The 18,594-nt window shown below is 70.1% G+C and carries 29 protein-coding genes; 3 read left to right on the forward strand and 26 right to left on the reverse strand.

Translation table 11 applies throughout. The features are described from left to right. Positions 1-2: 2 nt before the first annotated feature. The 10 genes from GKQ77_RS01625 to GKQ77_RS01670 all read right to left on the reverse strand — a co-directional run bounded on the left by GKQ77_RS01625 (position 3) and on the right by GKQ77_RS01670 (position 5,548). Positions 3-434 (reverse strand): minor capsid protein, encoded by a 432-nt coding sequence (locus GKQ77_RS01625; protein ID WP_308117513.1) that lies wholly within the window; start codon positions 432-434, stop codon positions 3-5. A gap of 74 nt (positions 435-508) precedes the next feature. Further along, positions 509-970 (reverse strand): hypothetical protein, encoded by a 462-nt coding sequence (locus GKQ77_RS01630; protein WP_219686773.1) that lies wholly within the window; start codon positions 968-970, stop codon positions 509-511. Between the two features lie 58 nt (positions 971-1,028). Then, positions 1,029-1,382, reverse strand: coding sequence for a hypothetical protein (locus tag GKQ77_RS01635; RefSeq protein WP_308117514.1), 354 nt, complete (start codon positions 1,380-1,382; stop codon positions 1,029-1,031). Then, positions 1,379-1,693 (reverse strand): hypothetical protein, encoded by a 315-nt coding sequence (locus GKQ77_RS01640; RefSeq protein WP_308117515.1) that lies wholly within the window; start codon positions 1,691-1,693, stop codon positions 1,379-1,381. The genes GKQ77_RS01635 and GKQ77_RS01640 overlap by 4 nt, the downstream gene beginning before the upstream one ends. After that, complete coding sequence (locus tag GKQ77_RS01645; protein ID WP_219686774.1) at positions 1,690-2,097, reverse strand: hypothetical protein; 408 nt, start codon at positions 2,095-2,097, stop codon at positions 1,690-1,692. The genes GKQ77_RS01640 and GKQ77_RS01645 overlap by 4 nt, the downstream gene beginning before the upstream one ends. Before the next feature lie 9 nt (positions 2,098-2,106). Further along, complete coding sequence (locus GKQ77_RS01650; protein ID WP_219686775.1) at positions 2,107-2,616, reverse strand: hypothetical protein; 510 nt, start codon at positions 2,614-2,616, stop codon at positions 2,107-2,109. A 12-nt stretch (positions 2,617-2,628) separates the two neighbouring features. Further along, the gene (locus GKQ77_RS01655; protein ID WP_219686776.1) at positions 2,629-3,195 is read right to left on the reverse strand and encodes a hypothetical protein; all 567 of its coding nucleotides are present in this window, start codon (positions 3,193-3,195) and stop codon (positions 2,629-2,631) included. Further along, a complete protein-coding gene (locus tag GKQ77_RS01660; RefSeq protein WP_219686777.1) occupies positions 3,192-3,683 on the reverse strand; it encodes a hypothetical protein in 492 nt (163 codons plus the stop codon). Before GKQ77_RS01660 ends, GKQ77_RS01655 begins: the two co-directional genes overlap by 4 nt. 5 nt (positions 3,684-3,688) lie before the next feature. Continuing rightward, positions 3,689-4,753, reverse strand: coding sequence for a major capsid protein (locus tag GKQ77_RS01665; RefSeq protein WP_219686778.1), 1,065 nt, complete (start codon positions 4,751-4,753; stop codon positions 3,689-3,691). 18 nt (positions 4,754-4,771) lie between these two features. Next, positions 4,772-5,548: a hypothetical protein gene (locus tag GKQ77_RS01670; RefSeq protein WP_219686779.1), complete on the reverse strand. Its 777-nt coding sequence runs from the start codon at positions 5,546-5,548 to the stop codon at positions 4,772-4,774. A 211-nt stretch (positions 5,549-5,759) separates the two neighbouring features. Here GKQ77_RS01670 and GKQ77_RS01675 point away from each other — a divergent pair, with 211 nt between their 5' ends. Then, complete coding sequence (locus GKQ77_RS01675; protein ID WP_219686780.1) at positions 5,760-6,089, forward strand: hypothetical protein; 330 nt, start codon at positions 5,760-5,762, stop codon at positions 6,087-6,089. Here the strand turns inward: GKQ77_RS01675 and GKQ77_RS01680 are convergent. The 15 genes from GKQ77_RS01680 to GKQ77_RS01755 form a co-directional block, all read right to left on the reverse strand. Further along, positions 6,073-7,212, reverse strand: a complete 1,140-nt coding sequence (locus GKQ77_RS01680) for a phage minor capsid protein (protein ID WP_219686781.1) — start codon at positions 7,210-7,212, stop codon at positions 6,073-6,075. The genes GKQ77_RS01675 and GKQ77_RS01680 overlap by 17 nt on opposite strands. Beyond that, positions 7,172-8,740, reverse strand: a complete 1,569-nt coding sequence (locus GKQ77_RS01685; RefSeq protein ID WP_219686782.1) for a capsid protein — start codon at positions 8,738-8,740, stop codon at positions 7,172-7,174. The genes GKQ77_RS01680 and GKQ77_RS01685 overlap by 41 nt, the downstream gene beginning before the upstream one ends. Continuing rightward, the gene (locus tag GKQ77_RS01690) at positions 8,727-8,933 is read right to left on the reverse strand and encodes a hypothetical protein (RefSeq protein WP_219686783.1); all 207 of its coding nucleotides are present in this window, start codon (positions 8,931-8,933) and stop codon (positions 8,727-8,729) included. Before GKQ77_RS01690 ends, GKQ77_RS01685 begins: the two co-directional genes overlap by 14 nt. Continuing rightward, entirely contained in the window at positions 8,933-10,228 is a 1,296-nt protein-coding gene (locus GKQ77_RS01695; protein WP_219686784.1) for a PBSX family phage terminase large subunit, read from the reverse strand. Before GKQ77_RS01695 ends, GKQ77_RS01690 begins: the two co-directional genes overlap by 1 nt. A 9-nt stretch (positions 10,229-10,237) precedes the next feature. Further along, positions 10,238-10,723 carry a helix-turn-helix domain-containing protein gene (locus tag GKQ77_RS01700; protein WP_258020697.1) on the reverse strand — a complete coding sequence of 162 codons (486 nt, stop codon included), beginning with the start codon at positions 10,721-10,723 and terminating at the stop codon, positions 10,238-10,240. A gap of 681 nt (positions 10,724-11,404) precedes the next feature. Next, entirely contained in the window at positions 11,405-12,061 is a 657-nt protein-coding gene (locus tag GKQ77_RS01710; RefSeq protein WP_219686825.1) for a hypothetical protein, read from the reverse strand. A gap of 139 nt (positions 12,062-12,200) precedes the next feature. Beyond that, complete coding sequence (locus GKQ77_RS01715) at positions 12,201-12,341, reverse strand: hypothetical protein (RefSeq protein ID WP_219686786.1); 141 nt, start codon at positions 12,339-12,341, stop codon at positions 12,201-12,203. Positions 12,342-12,429: 88 nt separating this feature from the next. Beyond that, on the reverse strand, positions 12,430-12,591 hold the full coding sequence (locus tag GKQ77_RS01720; protein ID WP_219686787.1) for a hypothetical protein: 162 nt from the start codon (positions 12,589-12,591) through the stop codon (positions 12,430-12,432). Positions 12,592-12,604: 13 nt separating this feature from the next. Beyond that, a complete protein-coding gene (locus GKQ77_RS01725; protein WP_219686788.1) occupies positions 12,605-12,910 on the reverse strand; it encodes a hypothetical protein in 306 nt (101 codons plus the stop codon). A 74-nt stretch (positions 12,911-12,984) separates the two neighbouring features. Continuing rightward, entirely contained in the window at positions 12,985-13,614 is a 630-nt protein-coding gene (locus GKQ77_RS01730; protein WP_219686789.1) for a hypothetical protein, read from the reverse strand. After that, positions 13,611-14,123: a hypothetical protein gene (locus GKQ77_RS01735; protein ID WP_219686790.1), complete on the reverse strand. Its 513-nt coding sequence runs from the start codon at positions 14,121-14,123 to the stop codon at positions 13,611-13,613. The genes GKQ77_RS01730 and GKQ77_RS01735 overlap by 4 nt, the downstream gene beginning before the upstream one ends. After that, positions 14,120-14,662, reverse strand: coding sequence for a hypothetical protein (locus GKQ77_RS01740; RefSeq protein ID WP_219686791.1), 543 nt, complete (start codon positions 14,660-14,662; stop codon positions 14,120-14,122). Before GKQ77_RS01740 ends, GKQ77_RS01735 begins: the two co-directional genes overlap by 4 nt. Continuing rightward, complete coding sequence (locus GKQ77_RS01745) at positions 14,659-14,859, reverse strand: hypothetical protein (protein ID WP_219686792.1); 201 nt, start codon at positions 14,857-14,859, stop codon at positions 14,659-14,661. Before GKQ77_RS01745 ends, GKQ77_RS01740 begins: the two co-directional genes overlap by 4 nt. Further along, on the reverse strand, positions 14,856-16,334 hold the full coding sequence (locus GKQ77_RS01750) for a hypothetical protein (protein WP_219686793.1): 1,479 nt from the start codon (positions 16,332-16,334) through the stop codon (positions 14,856-14,858). Before GKQ77_RS01750 ends, GKQ77_RS01745 begins: the two co-directional genes overlap by 4 nt. A gap of 289 nt (positions 16,335-16,623) precedes the next feature. Further along, on the reverse strand, positions 16,624-16,926 hold the full coding sequence (locus GKQ77_RS01755; protein WP_219686794.1) for a hypothetical protein: 303 nt from the start codon (positions 16,924-16,926) through the stop codon (positions 16,624-16,626). Between the two features lie 143 nt (positions 16,927-17,069). On the opposite strand from GKQ77_RS01755, the gene GKQ77_RS01760 reads away from it, so the two are divergent. Further along, positions 17,070-17,339, forward strand: coding sequence for a helix-turn-helix transcriptional regulator (locus tag GKQ77_RS01760; RefSeq protein WP_219686795.1), 270 nt, complete (start codon positions 17,070-17,072; stop codon positions 17,337-17,339). Positions 17,340-17,341: 2 nt separating this feature from the next. Beyond that, complete coding sequence (locus GKQ77_RS01765; protein ID WP_219686796.1) at positions 17,342-17,731, forward strand: DUF6221 family protein; 390 nt, start codon at positions 17,342-17,344, stop codon at positions 17,729-17,731. 59 nt (positions 17,732-17,790) lie between these two features. On the opposite strand, the gene GKQ77_RS01770 is transcribed toward GKQ77_RS01765, so the two are convergent. Next, positions 17,791-18,468 (reverse strand): HNH endonuclease family protein, encoded by a 678-nt coding sequence (locus GKQ77_RS01770; protein ID WP_219686797.1) that lies wholly within the window; start codon positions 18,466-18,468, stop codon positions 17,791-17,793. Positions 18,469-18,594 lie beyond the last annotated feature (126 nt).

Consider the following 18,594-nt stretch of genomic DNA (forward strand, 5'->3'; position numbering starts at 1 on the left):
TTCTACTCGTACACGTGGGGGCCCGGCCGGTTCGAGCGGGCGTAGTAGTTGCTGGTCAGCTCTTCGCGGCCGTGCTCGTCCTGGCCCATCGGGGCCTGTGACTGCCGCCAGATCAGCGAGAGCCGGACACCGCCGACGAGCGTGTTCTCGCGCATGTGCAGGAGGTCGCGGACGGCGTCGGCCATGTCGAGGACCTCGCGCGGGTCCGGGCCCGCCCGCATGCGGATCTGCAGGCCGTCGGTGACGTCGGTCTGGCCGGTGTCCTCGACCGGGTACGGGGTGATCGCGTACGCCCGATCCGGGCCTTCAGGCATGCGGTGCAGGAAGATCGCGGTCTCGTCGTCCGCGTACACCCCGGCGGGCCGGTACACGCCGAGGCCAGCACTGTCGAGGAGCTCGGCAAGTCCGTCGAGGATTGAGCTGGTGTGCCCCACAGGCAGCCTCCGGGCATGAGAAAGCCCCCGCCGGGGGCGAGGGCTTGGAGAAGGCGAAGGTGCGGCAGCAGCAGTTACTGCTGAAGGTCTGCGCGCATCTGTCTACGGAGCTCAGCGAAGAGATCGTCCCACCGAACCCGCAGTTCGATGTACGGCTCCTCGGTGCGTACCACTCCCGCCTCCACGACGTCCCGCAGATCACGAAGGGTCCGGAACGCCGCAATGGACGCCTGATCCACCATTTCAGGAGCCAGAAGCGCCACCTGGTATCGCAACTCGTAGGCCCCGCCGGCCTTGAACGCCTCCTGTGCGAGCCGTGCTCGCTCCTCACGAGGCATAGCAGGGGCCCAGGCGGCCATTCGCAATTCGTTTCGAGTACGAGACAGCGCTGCCAGGTATTCCGCGTACGTCTGGCGCTTGATGGCCTGGTCGTTGTCGTGGCGGTTTCGCTTCCAACGCGTCCACTCTGCGGCCAGTGTGGCGCTGACGCCGATGAGCGCTCCGACCCCGGTACTGAGCAGCGATGACCAGTTCATCGCGTGAGCCTACGGCCAGCTCATGAGGCCCGGTCAGGTCAGAGAACGCCAATCCGGATCAGCCGCCACGGAAGAAGCGCCGCAGGGTCACGGCCATCAACTGGAGCATGACCTCACGCTCGTCGTTCATCGCCGACTCCAGGTACTTCGCCTGCCTGCCTGGCAAGTGCTTCCAGGTCAGCTCTTCGTGCTGGCGCACCGCGTACACCGTGTCGTAGCTGATCGCGCCGTTCAGCCCGTCCACATCGACCCGGCCGGACCGTTCGAGGGTGCCCTCCTCCAGCGGCACGCGGGAGTTGGAGACGCCGAGGCCATGCTCCAGGGCCCGTTGCAGGCCCTCCGACGCCAGGCGCCGGCCGCGCGCGGTCCACAGGCGCTGGCCGCGCCAGTCCAGCCGTACGTACTGCGTCACTGGAGCTGCACCTCCAGGTGATCCGGTACCGGCAGGCCGCCGCCGTCCTGCCGCACGGCCGCGATCACCGTCGTACGCCTGCCGTCTGGGAGCCGCACGCGGCTCTTGGCGGGCGCCACCGTCTCCAGCGGCGCCCGGAGAGTCGAGGACGAGGTAACCTCCTCGCCCGCCGGGCTCCGGACGAGCCGGGTCTTCTGCTCCAGCAGGCCCCGCACCTCGACAGCGGGGCCGAACACGTCCCCGACAGAGGAGACGCCGAGGTACGGCTCCACCATGACCGCGTGCCGTTGCAGGAAGCGCGGGAACCTCACGTCGACCACACCACCTGGCACAGGTCCAGCTCGGCGAGAATCTCCAGCGCCTCCGGGACCAACTCCGTGTCCTCGGCCGTGGCAGTCGGCGCCGACTGCCGGGAGAACGACAACCCGCCCGCGCTCACAGATGTCCACGGGCCCGACACGACGTCGTCGCTCTCGTCGGATCCGGCCGCGTCCCGCTTCGCCCACTCCCCAACCTGCGCGCAGGTCGCGTCCCGGAACGCCGCCCGGATGTCGGTGTCGGTCGGGTATCCCGCCGGATCGGTGTCGTACAGCGCTGCCTTCGTGGCGGCCGACACGAGCCGCGAGGCCCGTGCCAGCAGCCTGGCGACGTTCGCCGGGGCGGGCTGCCCGGTGAACGCCTCCAACTCCGCGGTCGTGGCGTACACCCTGCCCACAGCGGCCTCCTACGCGCTCGCGCCGACGATGACGATGTCGTACGTGACGCTCGATCCCGCCCCGGAGTTGGCGACCTTCAGCAGGTCCCCAGTCCCCGCAGTGACCGCGTACGCCGTGGCGTCCGCCTGCCCCGCCATCGCCCCGAACGTCGCACCCGGCCGCAGAGTCACCGTGCCGGTCGCGTTCAGCAGGGTCGCCCACTGGGTCGCCGAGGCTGCCCCGACGATCACGTTGTTCGTGTTCGCGGCGGCCGTGCTGATGTAGATGCCCTTGATCCGGGCGAAGGTGATCGCCGCGCCGAACGCGTCGAGGAGCACCCCCGCCAGGTCGAGATCCTCCGTGCCCGACGCCGCGAGCGTGCGCCGGTCGTGGAACACCCGGTCGGCCTTGCCCGCTGTGGTGCCGTCCGTGAGGGTCACGGCCCGCCGGAACTGCAGCGGGTCCGACACCGTGGTGAGATCCAGGGCCTTGGTCTGGCCGATCGTCGCTGCCATCGACAGCGCACTCGATACAGGCATCACGATCTCCGATCAGGTCGCGATGACGAGCGGCACGTGCCGCTTGTAGGCGGGCGTCACGATCGTCGCCGGGGCCGTTGCGCCGATGCCGGAGCCCGACGTCTGGGCCAGGTTCCCCTCACCCGCCAGCGCTGGCTTCGCTCCGAGCGAGCCGACCAGCGTAGGCACGGTCGAGGCGGCCACCGCGAGCGCCGCGTAGTAGATGCCCGACTTGGTGATGCGCTGCGCCGCCGCCAGCGCGAACACCTTCGCCGTGTCCGCCGCCCACGCCTCGGACGTCTTGTCCGCGGACTGCGCCATCAGCGCACCGGCGCCGTTGTAGAGCGCGGCGATCTGGTTCGTCAGCGTGCCACCGGCGGTACCCGCGCTGATGAACGTCAGGTTGGAGACCAGGTCTCCGTCCTGCAGATAGATCGCGACGGAGCACATGACGCCGGTCGCCGCGGCGGGGACGTCGTCCAGACCCACTCGGGGCAGGTTCGCCCGGTGGAAGGTGACGTCCGGGTCCGGGCGGCCGGCGGAGTTGAGCCAGCCGAGGTCGTTGCGGGGGTTGCCCTTGAACGTGCCGAGGAGCGTCATGCCGACTGTCCCTTCGTGTCGTCCCCGCTCTTCTGCGGCTCGGGGGTGGTCTTGCGCTCGTAGGCGGCGATCTGCCGCCGGTTCTTGCCCGCGGCCTCGGCAGCCTTGACGCGCTGCACCTCGTCGTCGTCCGCGATGTCGAGGTAGGCGATCACCTCGTCCTGGCTGCGCTTCGACGGGTCGAAGTCGACCGGCGTCACCGGCGGCTGCTGCTCCGGCGTGCCGATCCCGAAGCCGACCGACGGCGCGGAGCCGTGGCCGAGGTTGGTCAGCGCCTCGTCAGCCTCGGGATTCGAGGTGGCTTCGGTGTCCTCCTCGGTGGCCTCGTCAGCGGGGAAGATGCCGTAGGCCTGCCGGCGGAAGTACTCGATCGCTGCGCGGCCTTCCTTCGTGGAGTCGTCCACGAAGCCGGTCCCCTTGTTGAAGGAGACGCCGACGGACTCGCCGGTGTAGCTGCGGACGGGGGCCTCGATCCGGAACCTGTTCATGCTGATCACCGCACCTTCACGTTGCGCAGGACACCGCAGGACTTCGTGTTGCGCAGGACAGCCGCAACCGGGCCCATCTCGACCTCGCCGGACTTGACCGCGCCGGGCTGGGTGAAGTCGGGCAGGTAGGTCTCGACGAGCTGCGCGTTCGCCATCGAGGCGCCGTGGAAGGTGTCCAGACCGAGGCTGACGGCGTAGATGTCGGTCAGGCCGGTGATGGTGCCGCCCGCGCCGCCACCGTCGGTGTCCGCCGACCGGATCGGGATGATCGGGGCGGAACCGTCGGCGCGGTCGCCGAGGTCGACGAGGGCCCAGTCGCCGTAGCGCTCGACGAGGACACCGAGGTCGTTGCGCTCCGACGTGAACTGGGACGCGCGCCGGGCCAGGGCCTTGATGCGGGCGATGGACTTGGTGTTGCCGAGGATCGCCTTCACTCCGGGCGGCACGGAGCCGTCCGCGCCGGTGTCACCCGATCCGGTCTGCGAGCCCATGATCCGCGACAGGAAGTCGTCGAACGCGTCGAACGCGCTCATGGCGATGTCCTCGCTGTTGACCGTGGTCGGCGACCAGTCGAGGTAGCCGGTCGCGACGCCTTCGGCGAGCGGCAGGTACTCCGTGGACTGGCCCGTCAGGGCCTTGTCGAGACCGTCGAACCCGGCGTCGTCCACGGCGGTGTCGCCGAGGATGAGTTCCTGCTGGAAGCGGGTGCGCATCGAGGTGAGCTTCTGCGCGAGCTGGAAGCTGATCTCGTTCGAGGCGGCCGGACCGAGCCGGGCCAGCTTCCGGTCGACCGTGAACGCGCCACCCAGCGGATGGAGTTCCACGCTCTTGCGCTCGCGGGTCGCCTGGTTGGGCACGTACTCCTCGTTGAACCGGCGGAACGACACGCTCGACGGGGCGAGGAGCCGGGTGTAGCCGTAGGTCAGGGAGCTGTCGCCCGTGCCCGGGGTCGCGGTGTCGTCCCAGACGAAGTTGTTGAACAGCCAGCTGTTGCGGCGGAGGTTGTCGATGACGGCGAAGTCGATGTCCGCCTGAGTGTTGAGCTGCGCCTGAGCGAGCGTCACGGGCATGGGTTACTCCTGGTGGTGTCAGGTCTGGTAGTGGTTCGCGATCGCCCCGGAGAGCGAGCCGCCGCGCTTCTTCGCGCCGGCTTCGCCGGTGGCGCCGGAGAGATCACCGCCGGACTTCCCGGCGGTCTGCACCGCGAAGGCGGGGTTGTCCTTGACCGCGTCCTTGATCGCGCTGTCGAGGGCGGTCGTGAAGCCCTTCTCGGAGGGGTCGAGCTCGGCCAGCGTGGAGACGAACGAGCGCGAGTCGAGCAGTGCACCCGCGCGGGCCTGAAGCTTGTCGGCGCGCGCCCACACGGCGAGCTCGACGTCCTTCGCGCGGAGTGCCGATTCCTTCTCGGAGATCGTGGTGTCCTTCTGCGCGATGGCCTCGGCGAGCGCCTTCGGGTCCGGCGGGGTGTCGTCGTCCTTCACGAACCCGAGAGCCTTACCGAGCTGCTGGGTGAGCTCCTTGACCGCGTCGTCCGCGGCCTGCTGCTTCGCTGCGGTGCGGGCCTTGCCGGCCTCACCGCGGGCGTAGGCGAGCTCCTTCTCCAGCCTCTTGACCGTGGCCGCCAGGTCGTCGCCGCCCTTGCCGCTCTTGCCCTGGCCGGTGTCCTTGCCGGAGCCGTCTCCCGAGCCGCCGCCGTCCCCGTCGCCGGAGTCGCCGTCACCTCCCGAGCCGTCCCCGTCGCCGTTGCTGGATCCGGAGCCGTCGCCGTCCCCTCCGTCCGCGTACAGGAACGGGGAGAAAGGGCCGGTGCCGTAGGGGTGGGCCCAGCCGGAGCCCGCGAGTCGGGGCAGGGTCTTGCGTCGCATACGCCCTCCAGGGCATGAGTCACCCGCGCCTGGCGGGCATGAGGGTGGGCCGCACCAGGCGGACCCGTGATGTGCAGTGGCCCGCGCCTGGCGGGGCCTTCAGGAGTGACCCGCACCCGGCGGATCGGTTTCCCCAGCCGCACCAGGCGGCTGTAGGTCTGTGGTTCAGCGGGCGCTCGCTACGACAGCAAGGAGTGGCCACACTGGGAACATGTCTCAGATCACGTTCAGCCTCAGCCGGTACGACGGCCCCGCCGTGATCGGCGGCATCCGCTTCGCCCAGGCCTCCCTCCGCGAACAGGCGGACCAGGAAGGAGACGGGGTCATCAAGAGCTGGGAGGGGACAGCAAGCGTCGCCAGGAGCGAGGCATCGGAGGTCACCCCGGAGTGGCTGGAGAGGCCAGGCCCGGTGAAGGTCGGTCTTCCGGAGGGCGGAACCGGCACCGCCCACATCACGGGGGCCGCACTCATCGACGACCGGCTTTGGGAACTCGACCTGGTGGGTGCCGGGCCGTCTCCCATGGCTAACGCGCAGCGCTGATCTGCTCTCGCTGAGGCTTGCGTCGCAGGTCCTCGTGCGCGGCCACGTGCTCACGCATGGCCTTCTGCCACTCCCGGACCTTCACTCCGGCCTTGCGGCGGGCGTCGTCGTCCATCGCCGCGGACTGGACGCGCTTCCAGCGGCGGATGTGTCGCTCGATCTCCCGCTGGCGCTGTGTGTCCTCGTACGTCGTGCCGGGCGTCGCGTGATGCGGCGGCCGCGTCGTCACCCCAGGCAGGTACGCGGCGAGTGAGTGGCGGCAATTCGGGTGGAACAGGCCCTTCGAGCGGGCTTCAACGAGCGACCCGGCCACGTGCACCACGACCGTCCGCTTCGGCGTGAACAGACCGCCAGGCTGCACCGTGTGCTCGGCCACGACCGTGTGCGGGCCCGCCTCACCGGCCAGCTCCAGCACCTCGCCCTCCCACTGCGCGCACAGCGGGCACTCCAGCGGCGCGTCGGAGACGATGACCAGACCCACGCCGATCTCCGCGAGGGCGTCCGTGTGCCCCTCGATCGCCGCTCGCGCGGTCACAGACCGGACGGCCATCTCCGCGTACGACGCCATGCTCCAAGACCGGCCCGCTTTGTCGACAAAGCCGGTGAGGCCCTTCGCGGCAAACTGATCGAGCGCCCGCTGACTCGCCTGGCGTCGCGTCATCCCACCGAGGAGCACCCCGCCGGACACGCGGCCCACGATCGAGCGGAACGCGTCCGTGATCGCGCGGCTGATGCGTACGTACAGCGGGCGCGTGTCCTGCGCGAGGGAGGCGGCGAGCCGATCCGCGGCCGGTGCATTCGGCAGCGTGCGGCGAGCGACCAGCTCGCGCCCGATGTCGAGCGCGCCGAGTTCGGCGACGGCCGCCTGACGGCCGCGGTTGTAGGCGGTGATCAAGGCCTCGCGGACCTTGCCGTCCGTGTCGGCCTGAAGCGCCTCGGCGACAGTCTCGACGGCCGTACGGAGATCACCGATCGCGGCGAGCTTCAGCTCCGCCCACCGCGGCGATTCGAGGTCAGCCTCCAAGGCCTTCGCCAGGCGCTCCAGAAGGGCACCCTCGGCATCCTCGTAGAGCCGAGCGACCTCACTCGCCAGGTCCTCCGCCATCGCTGGGGAAACCGGCATGACCGCCTCCCTCTGCTCCGGTCTTCGCCGGATCGTTGACGGCGCGGCCGGACTCCTTCAGGATCCGGTCGACCTCCTGGCGCTGCGCGGTCTCGTCGAGGTCCGGCCGGGTGAGCGCCACGAGGGTCTGTGTGGACGCGGCCTCGGCACGGCGCAGCAGCTCGGCTGTCTCGGCGAGGGTTTTGATGTCGTCCTGCACCGAGTCCTGGAACTCGACATCAGGCCGGGCGACTTCGACGGCCGGCGCACCCGGGAACATGCCCGAGGCGAGGAGCATGAGCCACGACTCGGCGATGTCCGCGATGCCGGGCACCGCGAGCTCGCTCTTACGGGCCCGGGTGCTCATACTCCGCGCGGCCCGCGCCTTGATCTCCGTGGCCGTCACCGCGGCCCCATCGGAGTCGTCGCCGAAGGTGTTGCCGCTGTACCCGGCATTGCGGATGACTTTGCCTGTCAGCTCCTCGATCGTGGCGCGGTGCTCCTCGTGCCGGATCGCGAACTGATTGAGGGTGATCTCCTGCCGTTCGGTCGGCGGGATGTTCATCGCCGCGTAGACCTCGCGGTCCTCCCACAGGGCCCCGGCCCCGGGCCCGTTGGACTGGAGGTAGCCCGACGGGACGATGATCCGGGACCGGGCCAGGCGGACGTCCCGCATCCACGAGGTGTACGTCTCGTCGATCGCCGACAGGAACGTCTCCGCGCCCTGGAAATCGCTCGTACCGAGTCCGGCAGCGCCGGGGATGTCCTCCCAGTCGGGCGCGTCCATGGTGTTTGGGATGTACGCGGCGAGGATGCGCTTCTCCATGCCGGGCGGGAGCTGCCGAACGGGGAGAAGATCTTTCGTTGCTGCGAAGTCGGTGAGCGCGCGCGGCTTGCCGAGGTTGTCCTCGGTGCCTTCGTAGACGCCGTGCAGGATGAAGCCCGGCTCGTGGCGCTCCAGGTGGCGGACAACCGTCTGGCCGTCGGCTTCCAGGACCGTCCAGAAGGTGACCGCGCGGAGCTTCTCGCCGTGGGCGAACTCGGGGACGGCTGCGTCTGCCCTGACACGGCCGATCCAGGGCATGGGGCTGATGTCGGTGTCCCACACGGTCCGGAGGTACGAACCGCCGAGGGCTGCTCCGGTCTCACCCGCGGCGATCAGGGTGCGCTTGAAGCCGGTATTCAGGAGCTCTTCGAGGGCCTCTTGAGTGGTCGAGTGCTCGACCTTCAGGGAGGGTGGCTCGGAGTACAGGAGGTCGGAAGAGGTGCGGGCGATGTCCCGAGCGAGCGGCATGAGGAGGTTGGCGCGCTTCTCGCCGAGCGGTGTCGGCTCGCCCCAGAACCAGCGGCTCACGCGGCCGACGACACCCCCGCGGTACTGGCTCGGCCGGTTCGCGGGCCCGAAGCGGGCGTTGTCGCGGTGCCGGTTGAGGTAGCGGTAGGCGAGCCGGTCGGGGTTCGCTGCGAGCCAGGCCGACCAGTCCGCCATGTCGGCCCGCACCGCAGGGTGGACGGGCGGCCAGGCGATGCCCTTGTCAGGGAGCGGCATCGGGCACCTCCTCGTCTGCGTGGCTCGGGTTCGTGATCTCGTCGGCGGCGGCACGCATCATCGCGGCCAACTCAGGGCGCCCGTAGGTGAGTGAGCCGATGCCGGTCGCCAGGTCGACGGTGAACTCACCGAGACGGAACTCGGGCTGCTCGCCGACACGCATGTAGACGGGGAACGTGATCTCAGCGGGCATCAGGCCGCTACCTCCAGGGATGTCACCGGCAGCAGGTGCCGCCACTCGTGTGCCGAGCTGTGCAGCCCGTACCGCAGTGCGTCCGCCGAGTGGTCGTCGACCTTCAGCGGCTGGTCGATGCCCTTTGCGGACGCTTTCTCGTCCCACACGTACGAGGGCAGCTCCTGGAGCAGGCCCGTGCACGAGCGGTGGATGGACAGGACGTCCTCGCCGAACGCCGTGGAGACCGACCGGATGCCGTCCTTCACGTCGTTGTTCGCCTTCGCCACACCGGGCATGCCGTCCGCCCACAGCTGCGTCATGAAGCTCGCCGCCGACGGGTCCACGAAGATCCAGGACGGCTGTACGCCCTTCGTGCCGCGGTGCTCGTACGACGCCAGCCAGCGGCGCACGCCCACGCTGTACTGCGCGTCGGTGAGCTGCCTGCGTGCGATCCGTGAGTCGTGCCGGTACTCGCTGGCCACGTACAGCCGGTCGTCGGTACCGATCCCGATGAGCAGGGCGGAGAAGGGGTTCACGGTGCCGTAGTCCAGGCCCACGCACATCCACCGGGCGATGTCCGGCACCAGGTCGACGACGTGCTTCGCCTCGTCGAACGCGTCGTAGATCACGCCCTCGGCCAGGCACCACTCGCCGAGGATGTACCGGCGGAAGAACAGGCCCTGATGGGACCGCCGCAGCGAGGCCACGTAGTCCGCCGGCAGTGAGGGGTTATCGTCCAGCGTGAACGAGAACCGGGCCAGGTCGAGCGCGTCCGGGTCCTGCGTCTCCACGAGCGTCCCGTCACGGCGCAGGTGCAGGCGGGCCCGGTCGAGGTACTGCTTCTTCAGCCAGTGGTTCGGGCCCTCGGGGTTGGTCGTGGCGAACCACTGCGCGCCTGCCACGCTCAGACGCGTCTCTAGCATCTGGAAGAACGTTTCGGGGTACGTCGTCAGCTCGTCGCAGTACGCGCCCGCGAGCGTGAGGCCCTTGATCTTGTCGACGGCCTTCTCGTCGTTCGCCCCCGCCACGTAGATGGTGCGGCCGAAGATCACCACTTCACCGGCGCCCGCGCGGTAGACGCAGCGCTTCTTGCCGACCATCTGCTCGATGACGTCGATGATGTTGCGCTTCAGCGTCCGCTCGGTCTTGCCGACCATGAGCAGCGCGCCCGGCGGGCCGGTGCGGATGTACCGCAGCCACACCATGATCGAGCCGATCGTCTTGCCCGAGCGGACCGCGCCCTCCCACAGGTTCCCGCGCGCGGCCGCCAACTGCGTCGCGCGCAAGGACTTCCCGGCCAGGGGCTTGAACATCGCCGCCCCCTAGCCGCCGATCATTCCCCTCAGCCACTGGTCGACCGCGGCCAGGCCCTCGGTGTCCTCACGCTCCGGCGGGACGAGCTTCAGGGACTTCTCGATGGCGATGCCGGCCGACGCCATGAGGTTCTTCTTCGCGTCCGCGGGCGGCTCGTCTACGTCGTGCTCGGCGTAGGTGTTGTCCTTGCCGCCGATATTGAAGACCTTTGCGGGCTGCCACAGCTGCTCGGTGAGTCGCTCGGCGTCGTCCTGGAGGGCCTCGGCGAGCATGGCGCGGCGGTCGGCGAGTTGGGCGACGCGGTGGCGGGTGGCCTCTTCAGTCATGGTGACGTCGAAGACGAGGCCCTCTTCGCCGCAGATGATCGACACGGTGCGCTGTGCGCGGCCGATGAGGCGGGCGATTTCGTTGCGGCCCTTGCCTTCACCGTGCAGGCGGATGATTTCGGCGCGTTCGGCGTCGGTGACCTTGCGCATGTCCCGGCGTACGGCCATGGCGTCACCTCCTGCGGGCACGAAAAAGGCCCGCACTGGGCGGGCCTGTTGTTTCCGGGCATGCCGGATCTGCGGCTCAGTGTGCGGGAAGATCGCTTCAGGCGCAACTACGGACGTAGTGGCATCCCGCGAAGAGACGCTCTGGAGCCTGCGATCAGCGAATCGTACAGATCCACTCTTTACCCTCCCCGTCAGTGAACCGCTCGCCCGTCCGGGCGCAGGCTTCGCCCTCGTAGTGCCTGACACCTTCGGTGGGTCTGGGACGGGGTTCCGGCTTCGCGCTAGGGCGGACGCTGAGGAAGACCATTACTCCTGCAAGGGCAGTTAGCAGCAGGAGGAAGAAGAACACCCGACGGCGGGTGATTTGGTGATGCGCGACCGTCCGCGACTCCATGCGGCCTGTCTACCCGGCCAACGGCCGTGACATACGTCAGTGCTCGCGCGACGGGTAGCCCCGCCGCGTCACGGGGCCGCAGGGCCTCAGGGCCTCAGGGCCTCAGCGTTAGAGCATCGCTTAGGTGTCCTCCGCGGTGCGGGCCGGGCTGATCGTCGGGCGAGAGGAGTGGTCGAGCAGGCCGTTCTCGCCGTGTGCCCGCCAGCGGACGACAGGCCGGCTCAGGGTCCGGCCGAATGACGAAGGCCCCGCCGGGTTGTTCCGGCGGGGCCACATCGGCTGGCCTGTTACTTCACTTCACCCGTAAAGATTGCCGTCTCCGTCTCAAAGTCCGGCGACACCTCGATTTGTACTGACCTCTCCGACTTCGGAATCGCGCACGCCCACTCCACCGTGAGCGAACGGCCGGCGAGAAGCCGCGTCGACGGCCCCCCGTTCAGGCCGCGCTCCGTGTCGATGACGAGGTCGCCCTCCTTCCCCTCCTCGCCGTACGCGCAGTTCACGGAGAGCGCCGTCGTGTCGACCGTCGACTTCGACCCGTTCTTCACGCGGACCTCGAACTTCAGGTATGGAGTGTTCTCCGGTGCGGCGGTCACGCTCGATGTGCCGCGCGAGAACTTCGCCAGGCTGACCTCGACGTCGTTGTCGTAGGCGACGGTGTCGGTCAGGCCCAGCGTGTCCGAGCCGGTGTCCTCCGGCGCCGGATCCTCGGCCGGTTCACCGTCCTCGTCGGTCGTGGTCACGTCGTCCGTCGTGGCGGACTCCTGGGCGCTGGTGGTGTCCGGCCGCCCGTCATCGCGGCTGTTGACGACGACGATGCCGGTGGCGACCACGGCCGCGATGACGGCGGCTGCCGAGCCGATGATGACCGCGTTGGTGTTGCGCTTCTTCGCCGGCGGAGGCGGCGGGAACGCGGGCGGTGGTGGCGGCATGGTGTTGCTCATGGGTCCCCCCTGCGGTTGTGCGGTGTCTGCGCATGATGCGGCCTTATGTGGTGCTCGCGAAGGTGAAGTGTCTGCTTCGTGACACAAGGGAGGGCCCCGCCGCGTCGGGGGGTGCACGGCGGGGCCCGGGTTCAGGGTGTCACTGCTTCGGCGTGCCGGGGATCGGTTTGTCCGAGTCCTTCACCCAACCACCCTGCGAGCCGCGGTAGTCGGTAGCGTGCTTGTCCGAGTCGGGTACGCGGCTCGGGTCGCGGGTGGGCATGTCCTTGGGCAGTGGCATGGTGGTGCTCCTGTCTCGTGTGATCGGGATGGGAGACCGGGGCGGCCGTCAGCTGCCAGGCGGGGGGCCGCCCCGGGGCTTGGTGTGGTCAGAGGTCGTCGCGCTTGCGCAGCTCTTCCAGCCCCTTGTCGATGGCCCAGTGCGCGGCGTCGCGCTCGGCTTCGGACAGGTCCGCGCGTTCCTTGTGTGCGCTGAGTCGTTCCAGCTCGGCCTTGATGTCGTTGCTCGTCATGCAGTCGTAGCGGTTCATGAGCGGTCCTTTCTCAGCGATAGGAGTGCAGGCGCGCGGCCGCTGCGCGAGCGGCACGGAGCCCGTCGGTCGGGCTCAGCTCCTGCGCGAGGGGCCGACGGTCGGTGTCGAGGTGCGGGGCGTGGTCGTGGGCGATGGCGTCGGCGACTGACTCGTAGAGCAGGGAGTCGGTGGTGTCGCCGTACGGCATCTGCCAGTTGGCGTCTCCGTGGACGGCGAGGCGCGCGGCTGCGTCCGGGTCGAGGGCCGGGTTGGCTTCCATGGCGCGGATGGTGGCGTCGAGGGCCTCGGCGGTCTGCGGGTGGGTGGGCATGGTCATCGGCGATCCATTCGCGGTAGACGTCGGGTAGATGGGCGGGTAGATGGCGGTAGATGGCTCGGTAGACATGCAGGTCAGACGGCGGTAGACGGGGCGATAGACGCCTCCTGGGGCCCAGCCGGGGAAGGGGCCAGATCCTCACGCCGGACGCCCCGCGTGGGCCCCCCGCCGCGCGCCTTGACCTTGGGGTGCACGGGGATGTCCTGAGCCTCCAGACGGGCGCGCAGATCAGCGATCCTCCAGCGGGCCGTCAGGGCGGCCGTTTCGGGGTGTTGCTGGAGGTGTGCCAGGACCGTGCGGAGGTGCACCGCGGAGCCGCCCTCCATCAGCTCCAGGAGCAGGGCGCGGAGGGCCTCCCCGGAGGGAGCCACAGAGGCGTCCCCTGACGGTGCCTCCGGGGGAGCCTCGGTGGGGTCAGCGGGGCGGGTGCGGGCAGCTCTGCGAGCAGCGTGCAGCCACAGTGCGCCGAGGAGCCAGAGCAGCCACGGCAGGGCCCGCACGATCGCCCACAGCACGTAGGCGAGCAACCCGAGGAGGAGCAGGCGGGCGAGCGGGCCGAGGGCGGCCTGCCAGCCAGTGAGGTCCTCGCGGCGGCCGGCGCGCACCCAGCGGGTGAGGGCGTCGGTGCGGCGTCGCAGGATGAGGAGGCTGCCCTCGTACATCCAGGTCTGTGCGGGGAGACGGGCGAGGAGACGGCTGATCACAGCAGGCCCGCCCCTTCGATGCCGTCGACGAGGACGGTTCCGCCCTGGTTGACCAGGTCGGGCACCCAGTTGAGGGCGGAGGCGACGCCTGCGGTCAGGCACAGGCAGACGCCGCAGAAGATCCCGCCAACCATGCGCTTGCGCTCGTCCTTGCCCGCGGAGCGGTAGGCGAAGATCGTGCCGCAGAAGACCAGGAAGACGATCACGGCACCCTCGGGTGTGAGCTGGCCGAGAGCGCCTTGTGTGACGGTGGCCTGCGGCGTCTGGCCGGTGACGCCTTGCACGCCCTTGCCGCCGCCGTTGTTCGCGAGGGTGGGGGCGCATCCGGCGAGCCAGCCGAGGACGCCGCCACCGCACATGGTCGCCAGGGCGCCGAGCAGGGATCCGGTACCGAAAGATTTGAGCTTGGCGGGGTCACGGTCTCCGCGCCACCACGGCCGCAGGTTGGCCCACAGCACGACGAGGACGATGGCGAGTCCGGCGAGGGTCAGTCCGGTGCGGCCGGTCATCGGGTCACCCCCGTGACGGCGGTGACCGGGTCGTACCAGTCCATGACGCCGAGGCCGCCGACGACGGCGGTGACGAGGAGGATGCGGGGCAGGAAACGCTCGGTGCGGTCGAGGAGCAGCGCCACGCCGAGCGCGACGCCTGCGAGGGCGTACGCGGCGCCGGTGGACTCGGTGCTGCGGGCGTCGTGCAACACGGCACCCCACCCGGTCGCCAGGCTGTACCCGTCAGACACCGGCAGCAGAGCGATCCCCGCGGCGACGAGGGACTGCCAGGGCCGCAGCCAGTCCACCAGCCACTGCCAACGGGACGGCTCGGGCTCGACCGGCAGCAGCACGTAGGTGGTCCGCACCTCGATCACGCCGGGCGCCGGGGGCGGCGGGAACAGCGGAGGCGGCGGCATGGGCGCGGCCGGTGGGGCGGGAGGCGGTGGTGGGGTGCGCCAGGGCGGGACCTCGCCGGGCTGCGGCGGCCGGTCGGGCAGTGGTGCGCTGGCGGGGATGATCCGCGTCGGGGTGATGGGCGGCGGCTTGTCGGTCATGGCAGGAGGGCCTCGGTGAGCTGGTGGACGGCGGCGAGGAGGAAGCAGAACGCGGCGACGGTGACCGCGGTGACGCGTACGAGGGGCACGAGCCAGTGCGGCTCACGGCCGCCTCGTGTGGCGATGGCGATGCCCGCGGCGAGGCCGACGGGGGTGAAGCAGACGAGGGCGAGGATCAACCCGCCGATGCCGGTCATGGGGTGGGCCTCTCGGTGAGGGCGTCGCGTACCTGCTCGGCGCGCGGCTGGCCGATGTGGAGTCCGGATTTCAGAGCGCGGATCGAGGCGGGGCGGCCGTCGTGGGTACGCCTGTACTCGGCGTCGAGTACGCGGGCGCGGGCGAGGAGATCCGCAGGTACAGCAGTGCTGCGGGGAGCCTGCGAGCTGGCCTCGCAGGGGTCCTCGATCGGCTCAGGCATGGGCTCGTCGGGTACGCGTGCGTGTACCTCGGTACGGGTGTGCTCGGCGGCGAGTACGAGTTCGGGTGCGCGTACCTCGGGGTGTACCTCGGGCATGTCCGCGAGGTCGAACGTGAGCGTCTGGGCTGGTGGAGGCTCGGGTACGTCGTCGAGTACGGACTCAGGTACGGGGCCCGGTCCGGGGCTCTCCAGCGCGGGCGGCGCGATGGTGTCGGGGATGCCCCACCGGTCCGCGCGCAGGGCCAGACCCGCCTGAGCCTCGGAGACGGGTACGCCGTACTCGGTGCACAGCACGGCGAGTTCGGCCGGACCTGCCTCCGGGTGCGCGCGGTGCACGAGGAGGATCGCCTCGATCGGATCCATCCGCCGCAGCTGCTCGCCGGTCACCCCGAGCGGGGTACGCGGGTACACCTCGGGTACGGGCTGCTGTACCCACGGGGAGATGACGGGTACGGTCCGCAGCTCGCTCGCGCTGCGCCGCCCGGCGAGCTGCTGCATCAGGGCGTGGCGCTGCTCGCCGTCGGTTGCCGCCCCCGAGCGGGCCAGCGCGGCAGCGAGCCGGGCCCTGCCCCACGGGCCGAGCCAGCGGCGCGCACCGAGACGTACGGCGCGCGCGGTCGCGCGGTCGCGGGTGATCTGCTCCGCGGTACGGTTCCGCGTCGCCATCCCCAGGTGCGACAGCAGCCGCTCGCGCAGCTCCCGGCCGATCATCGCGGGCAACCCCGTGGAGAGCGCCTCCGGGCGGACGAGACGGATCTCCAGGCCCATCGCGAGGTGCCAGAGCAGACCGGCCATCACGGGTCCGATGACGGCGCGGACGGTGCCGCCGACGAGGCCGGACTCGGCGTAGCAGGGGATGACGAGGACCGCGGTGATGACCCACATGAGGATGCCCGGGACGCCCGGCGTGCCGGCCTTGTCGTCGGTGGCGGTCGCGGCCTTGTTGGCGCGGGCCATGACGGCACAGGCGAGGAGGGCGAGTTCGGCGGCGGCGAACATGACGGCGCGCTCGCTGAAGTTGCTCATGCCGAGGCGGTGTTCGGCGAACCGCCAGGAGGCGTCGGCAGAGTACGTGGTGCACACGAGGGCCCCGGCGGCGGCGACGAGTACGGCCGCGGGCGGGAAGCGAACCGCGCGTACGGCGCGTACGACTCCCCGCGTGGTGAGGGCGGTGGTACCGAGCGCGGCTGTGGCCAGGATGGCGGCCGGCCAGGGGTTGGCGACCGCCCACTCGGTGAGCTGGTCTGCTGTCACGGTGGCGTCTCCGTGGAAAGTGAGGGCCGGGCCTCGCGGCGGGGGTGGTGCAAGGCCCGGCGGTCGGTTGGCTCAGCGGGTGGTCATCCAGACGACGGCGAACACGCCGGACGCGAGGCTGGCGAGGATGCCGAGGCCGTAGAGGAGACGTTCCATCACTGCGTCCCCCGTCCGGCGCACGTCTCGCAGCGGCGGAAGACGGTGATCTGCCCGCCTCCGGGTGTCGGTGTGGTTTCGGGGTAGCCGCCTTGCCCGCCGCAGCCCTGGCAGGTGGGGCCCTCGTAACCCATCACAGCTCCCTCGCGGCGGCGCGGAGGTGAGCGGCGTACCGGCCGCAGCTGATGGAGGTGAGGGGTGGGAGCGCGGACCGGGCGCGGGTGGCGGCGTCGGTCCGTACGGCTTCGGGGAGGGCGCCGCAGATGGCGTCGATGGCAGTGGTCAGCCGCCGGTCAAGCTGGTGCATGCCGAGGGTGTCGGTGCTCTCGCCGAGGAGGCGGGCGGTGACGAGGAGGATCTGCGCGGCGAGGGATGGCTCTGCTAGGACGCGGCGGAGGGCTTCATCGGCCTGGGGGAGATCGATAGTCTCGGGCATTGCCTGCCCTTTCGTCAGAGTGAGGGTGGGCGCCCCCGGCCCATATGGCGTTCCAGCGCCGGGCCGGGGGTTTTGCAGTGGTGCAGGCTCCAAGCTAGGGAACCTGCTTTACAGTGTCAACAAGGTTGGGCAGGATGGACCCCATGCCGGACGTACCGGAGCCGGAAAAGCCGCAGGTCGATGACGAGGAGGGCAGACTGTTGAACCTCTCGCAGCTCGCCGCCGAGCTGGGGGTCACGCGGCAGTGGCTGCACGCCCTGCGTCTGAAGGACCCCGACTTCCCCGGCGCACGCCGGAAGCCAGGCAGTACTCGTGACTTCTGGGACCTAGCCGAGGCGCGCGCGTACTACAAAGCGCGGGAGCTGCGGCCGGGCGAGCGCACGGACCTCAAGAGGACGGAACCGGAGGCGTAGCGGTGGATGATCTCGTGCAGTGGTGCGGAGAGCAGCTCGACGAGGACGAGCGGATCGCGCGAGCGGCTACGCCGGGGCCCTGGCGGGTCCGCGATGAGGGCGTGGTGGGTGATGGCGGCAAGCACTGGCCGGTCGCGTACACCGATTCGCACCGCGCCCGTGAGGACTGCCTGCACGTAGCCGCCCACAATCCGGCGCGGGTGCTGCGCGAGATCGGCGCCAAGCGGCAGGTGCTCGCGATGGCGCAGGCGCGCATCGAGGAGGCGACGTCTCCCGACTTCATGGTGAACGGCCCGGCGAAGGTGGCGCTCGTGGTGATGGAACCGGTGCTGAAGAGCCTCGCGAGCGCGTACGCGGACCGGCCCGGCTACCGCGAGGAGTGGCGGCTGTAGCCGCACGCACAAAGGCCCCTACCTTCCATCGAGGCAGGGGCTTTTCGAGTGCGGGGCGTCTATCGGGCGAGCTGCACCTTGACCGGCACGTTCGGGCACCGCGTCACGTTCTCCGCGAGCGCCGCCTCCTCGCTCGGGTCGATGGCCAGCTTCCAGCGGGTCTTGATGGCGACCCACTGGGCGATGTACTCGCACCGGTTGCCCTCGGCCGGCGGCATCCACGTGGAGGGGTCCTGGTCGGCCTTGCTCCGGTTGGATTTCGCGGTGACGGCGATCAACGCCCGGCTGTCGCCGAGGTCGTTGGCGTACTCCTGGCGCTCGGCCGCGGACCAGTTCTTGGCTCCGGAGTCCCATGCCTCGGCGAGTGGAATGCGGTGGTCGATGTCGAGGCCGGAGGGGCCTTCGATGTACTGGTCGTCGTACTCGGAGTACCAGCGGCCCCCGGTGAGTTTGCACTTCGGGCCCTGGTCGGGTGCGGTGAGTGCTTCGTCGAGCAGGACTTCGTTGCGTGTTGAGCAGCCGTCCTTGTCGGCGTCGACCCAGTGCTTGAAGCTCGTGCGCTGGTAACCGCTGCGGTCCTCGTCCTTGATGGAGAGGGCTTTGAGCGCGGTCTGGAGGGGGCGCACGACGGTCTTGCCGGGCTCCGGGGCTTGGGTGGGGGTGGCGTGGGCGGCTGCGGGAGAGGTGAGGGCTGCAACGGTGGCGAGCAGGACTGCGGCGCGAGTAAAGGCGGGCACTGGTCTCCTTGGGGAGCGCGAATGTCGCGTCCTTCGTAGCGAGACGGGCCCGGCGACGTGCCGCGTATGGCGGTTGTGTCACCCGCGTGAGTGGTCAGGCCCGATCGACCTGGCGGTCGTAGGCCT

This window comes from Streptomyces anatolicus (assembly GCF_019400875.1).
GTDB lineage: Bacteria > Actinomycetota > Actinomycetes > Streptomycetales > Streptomycetaceae > Streptomyces > Streptomyces anatolicus.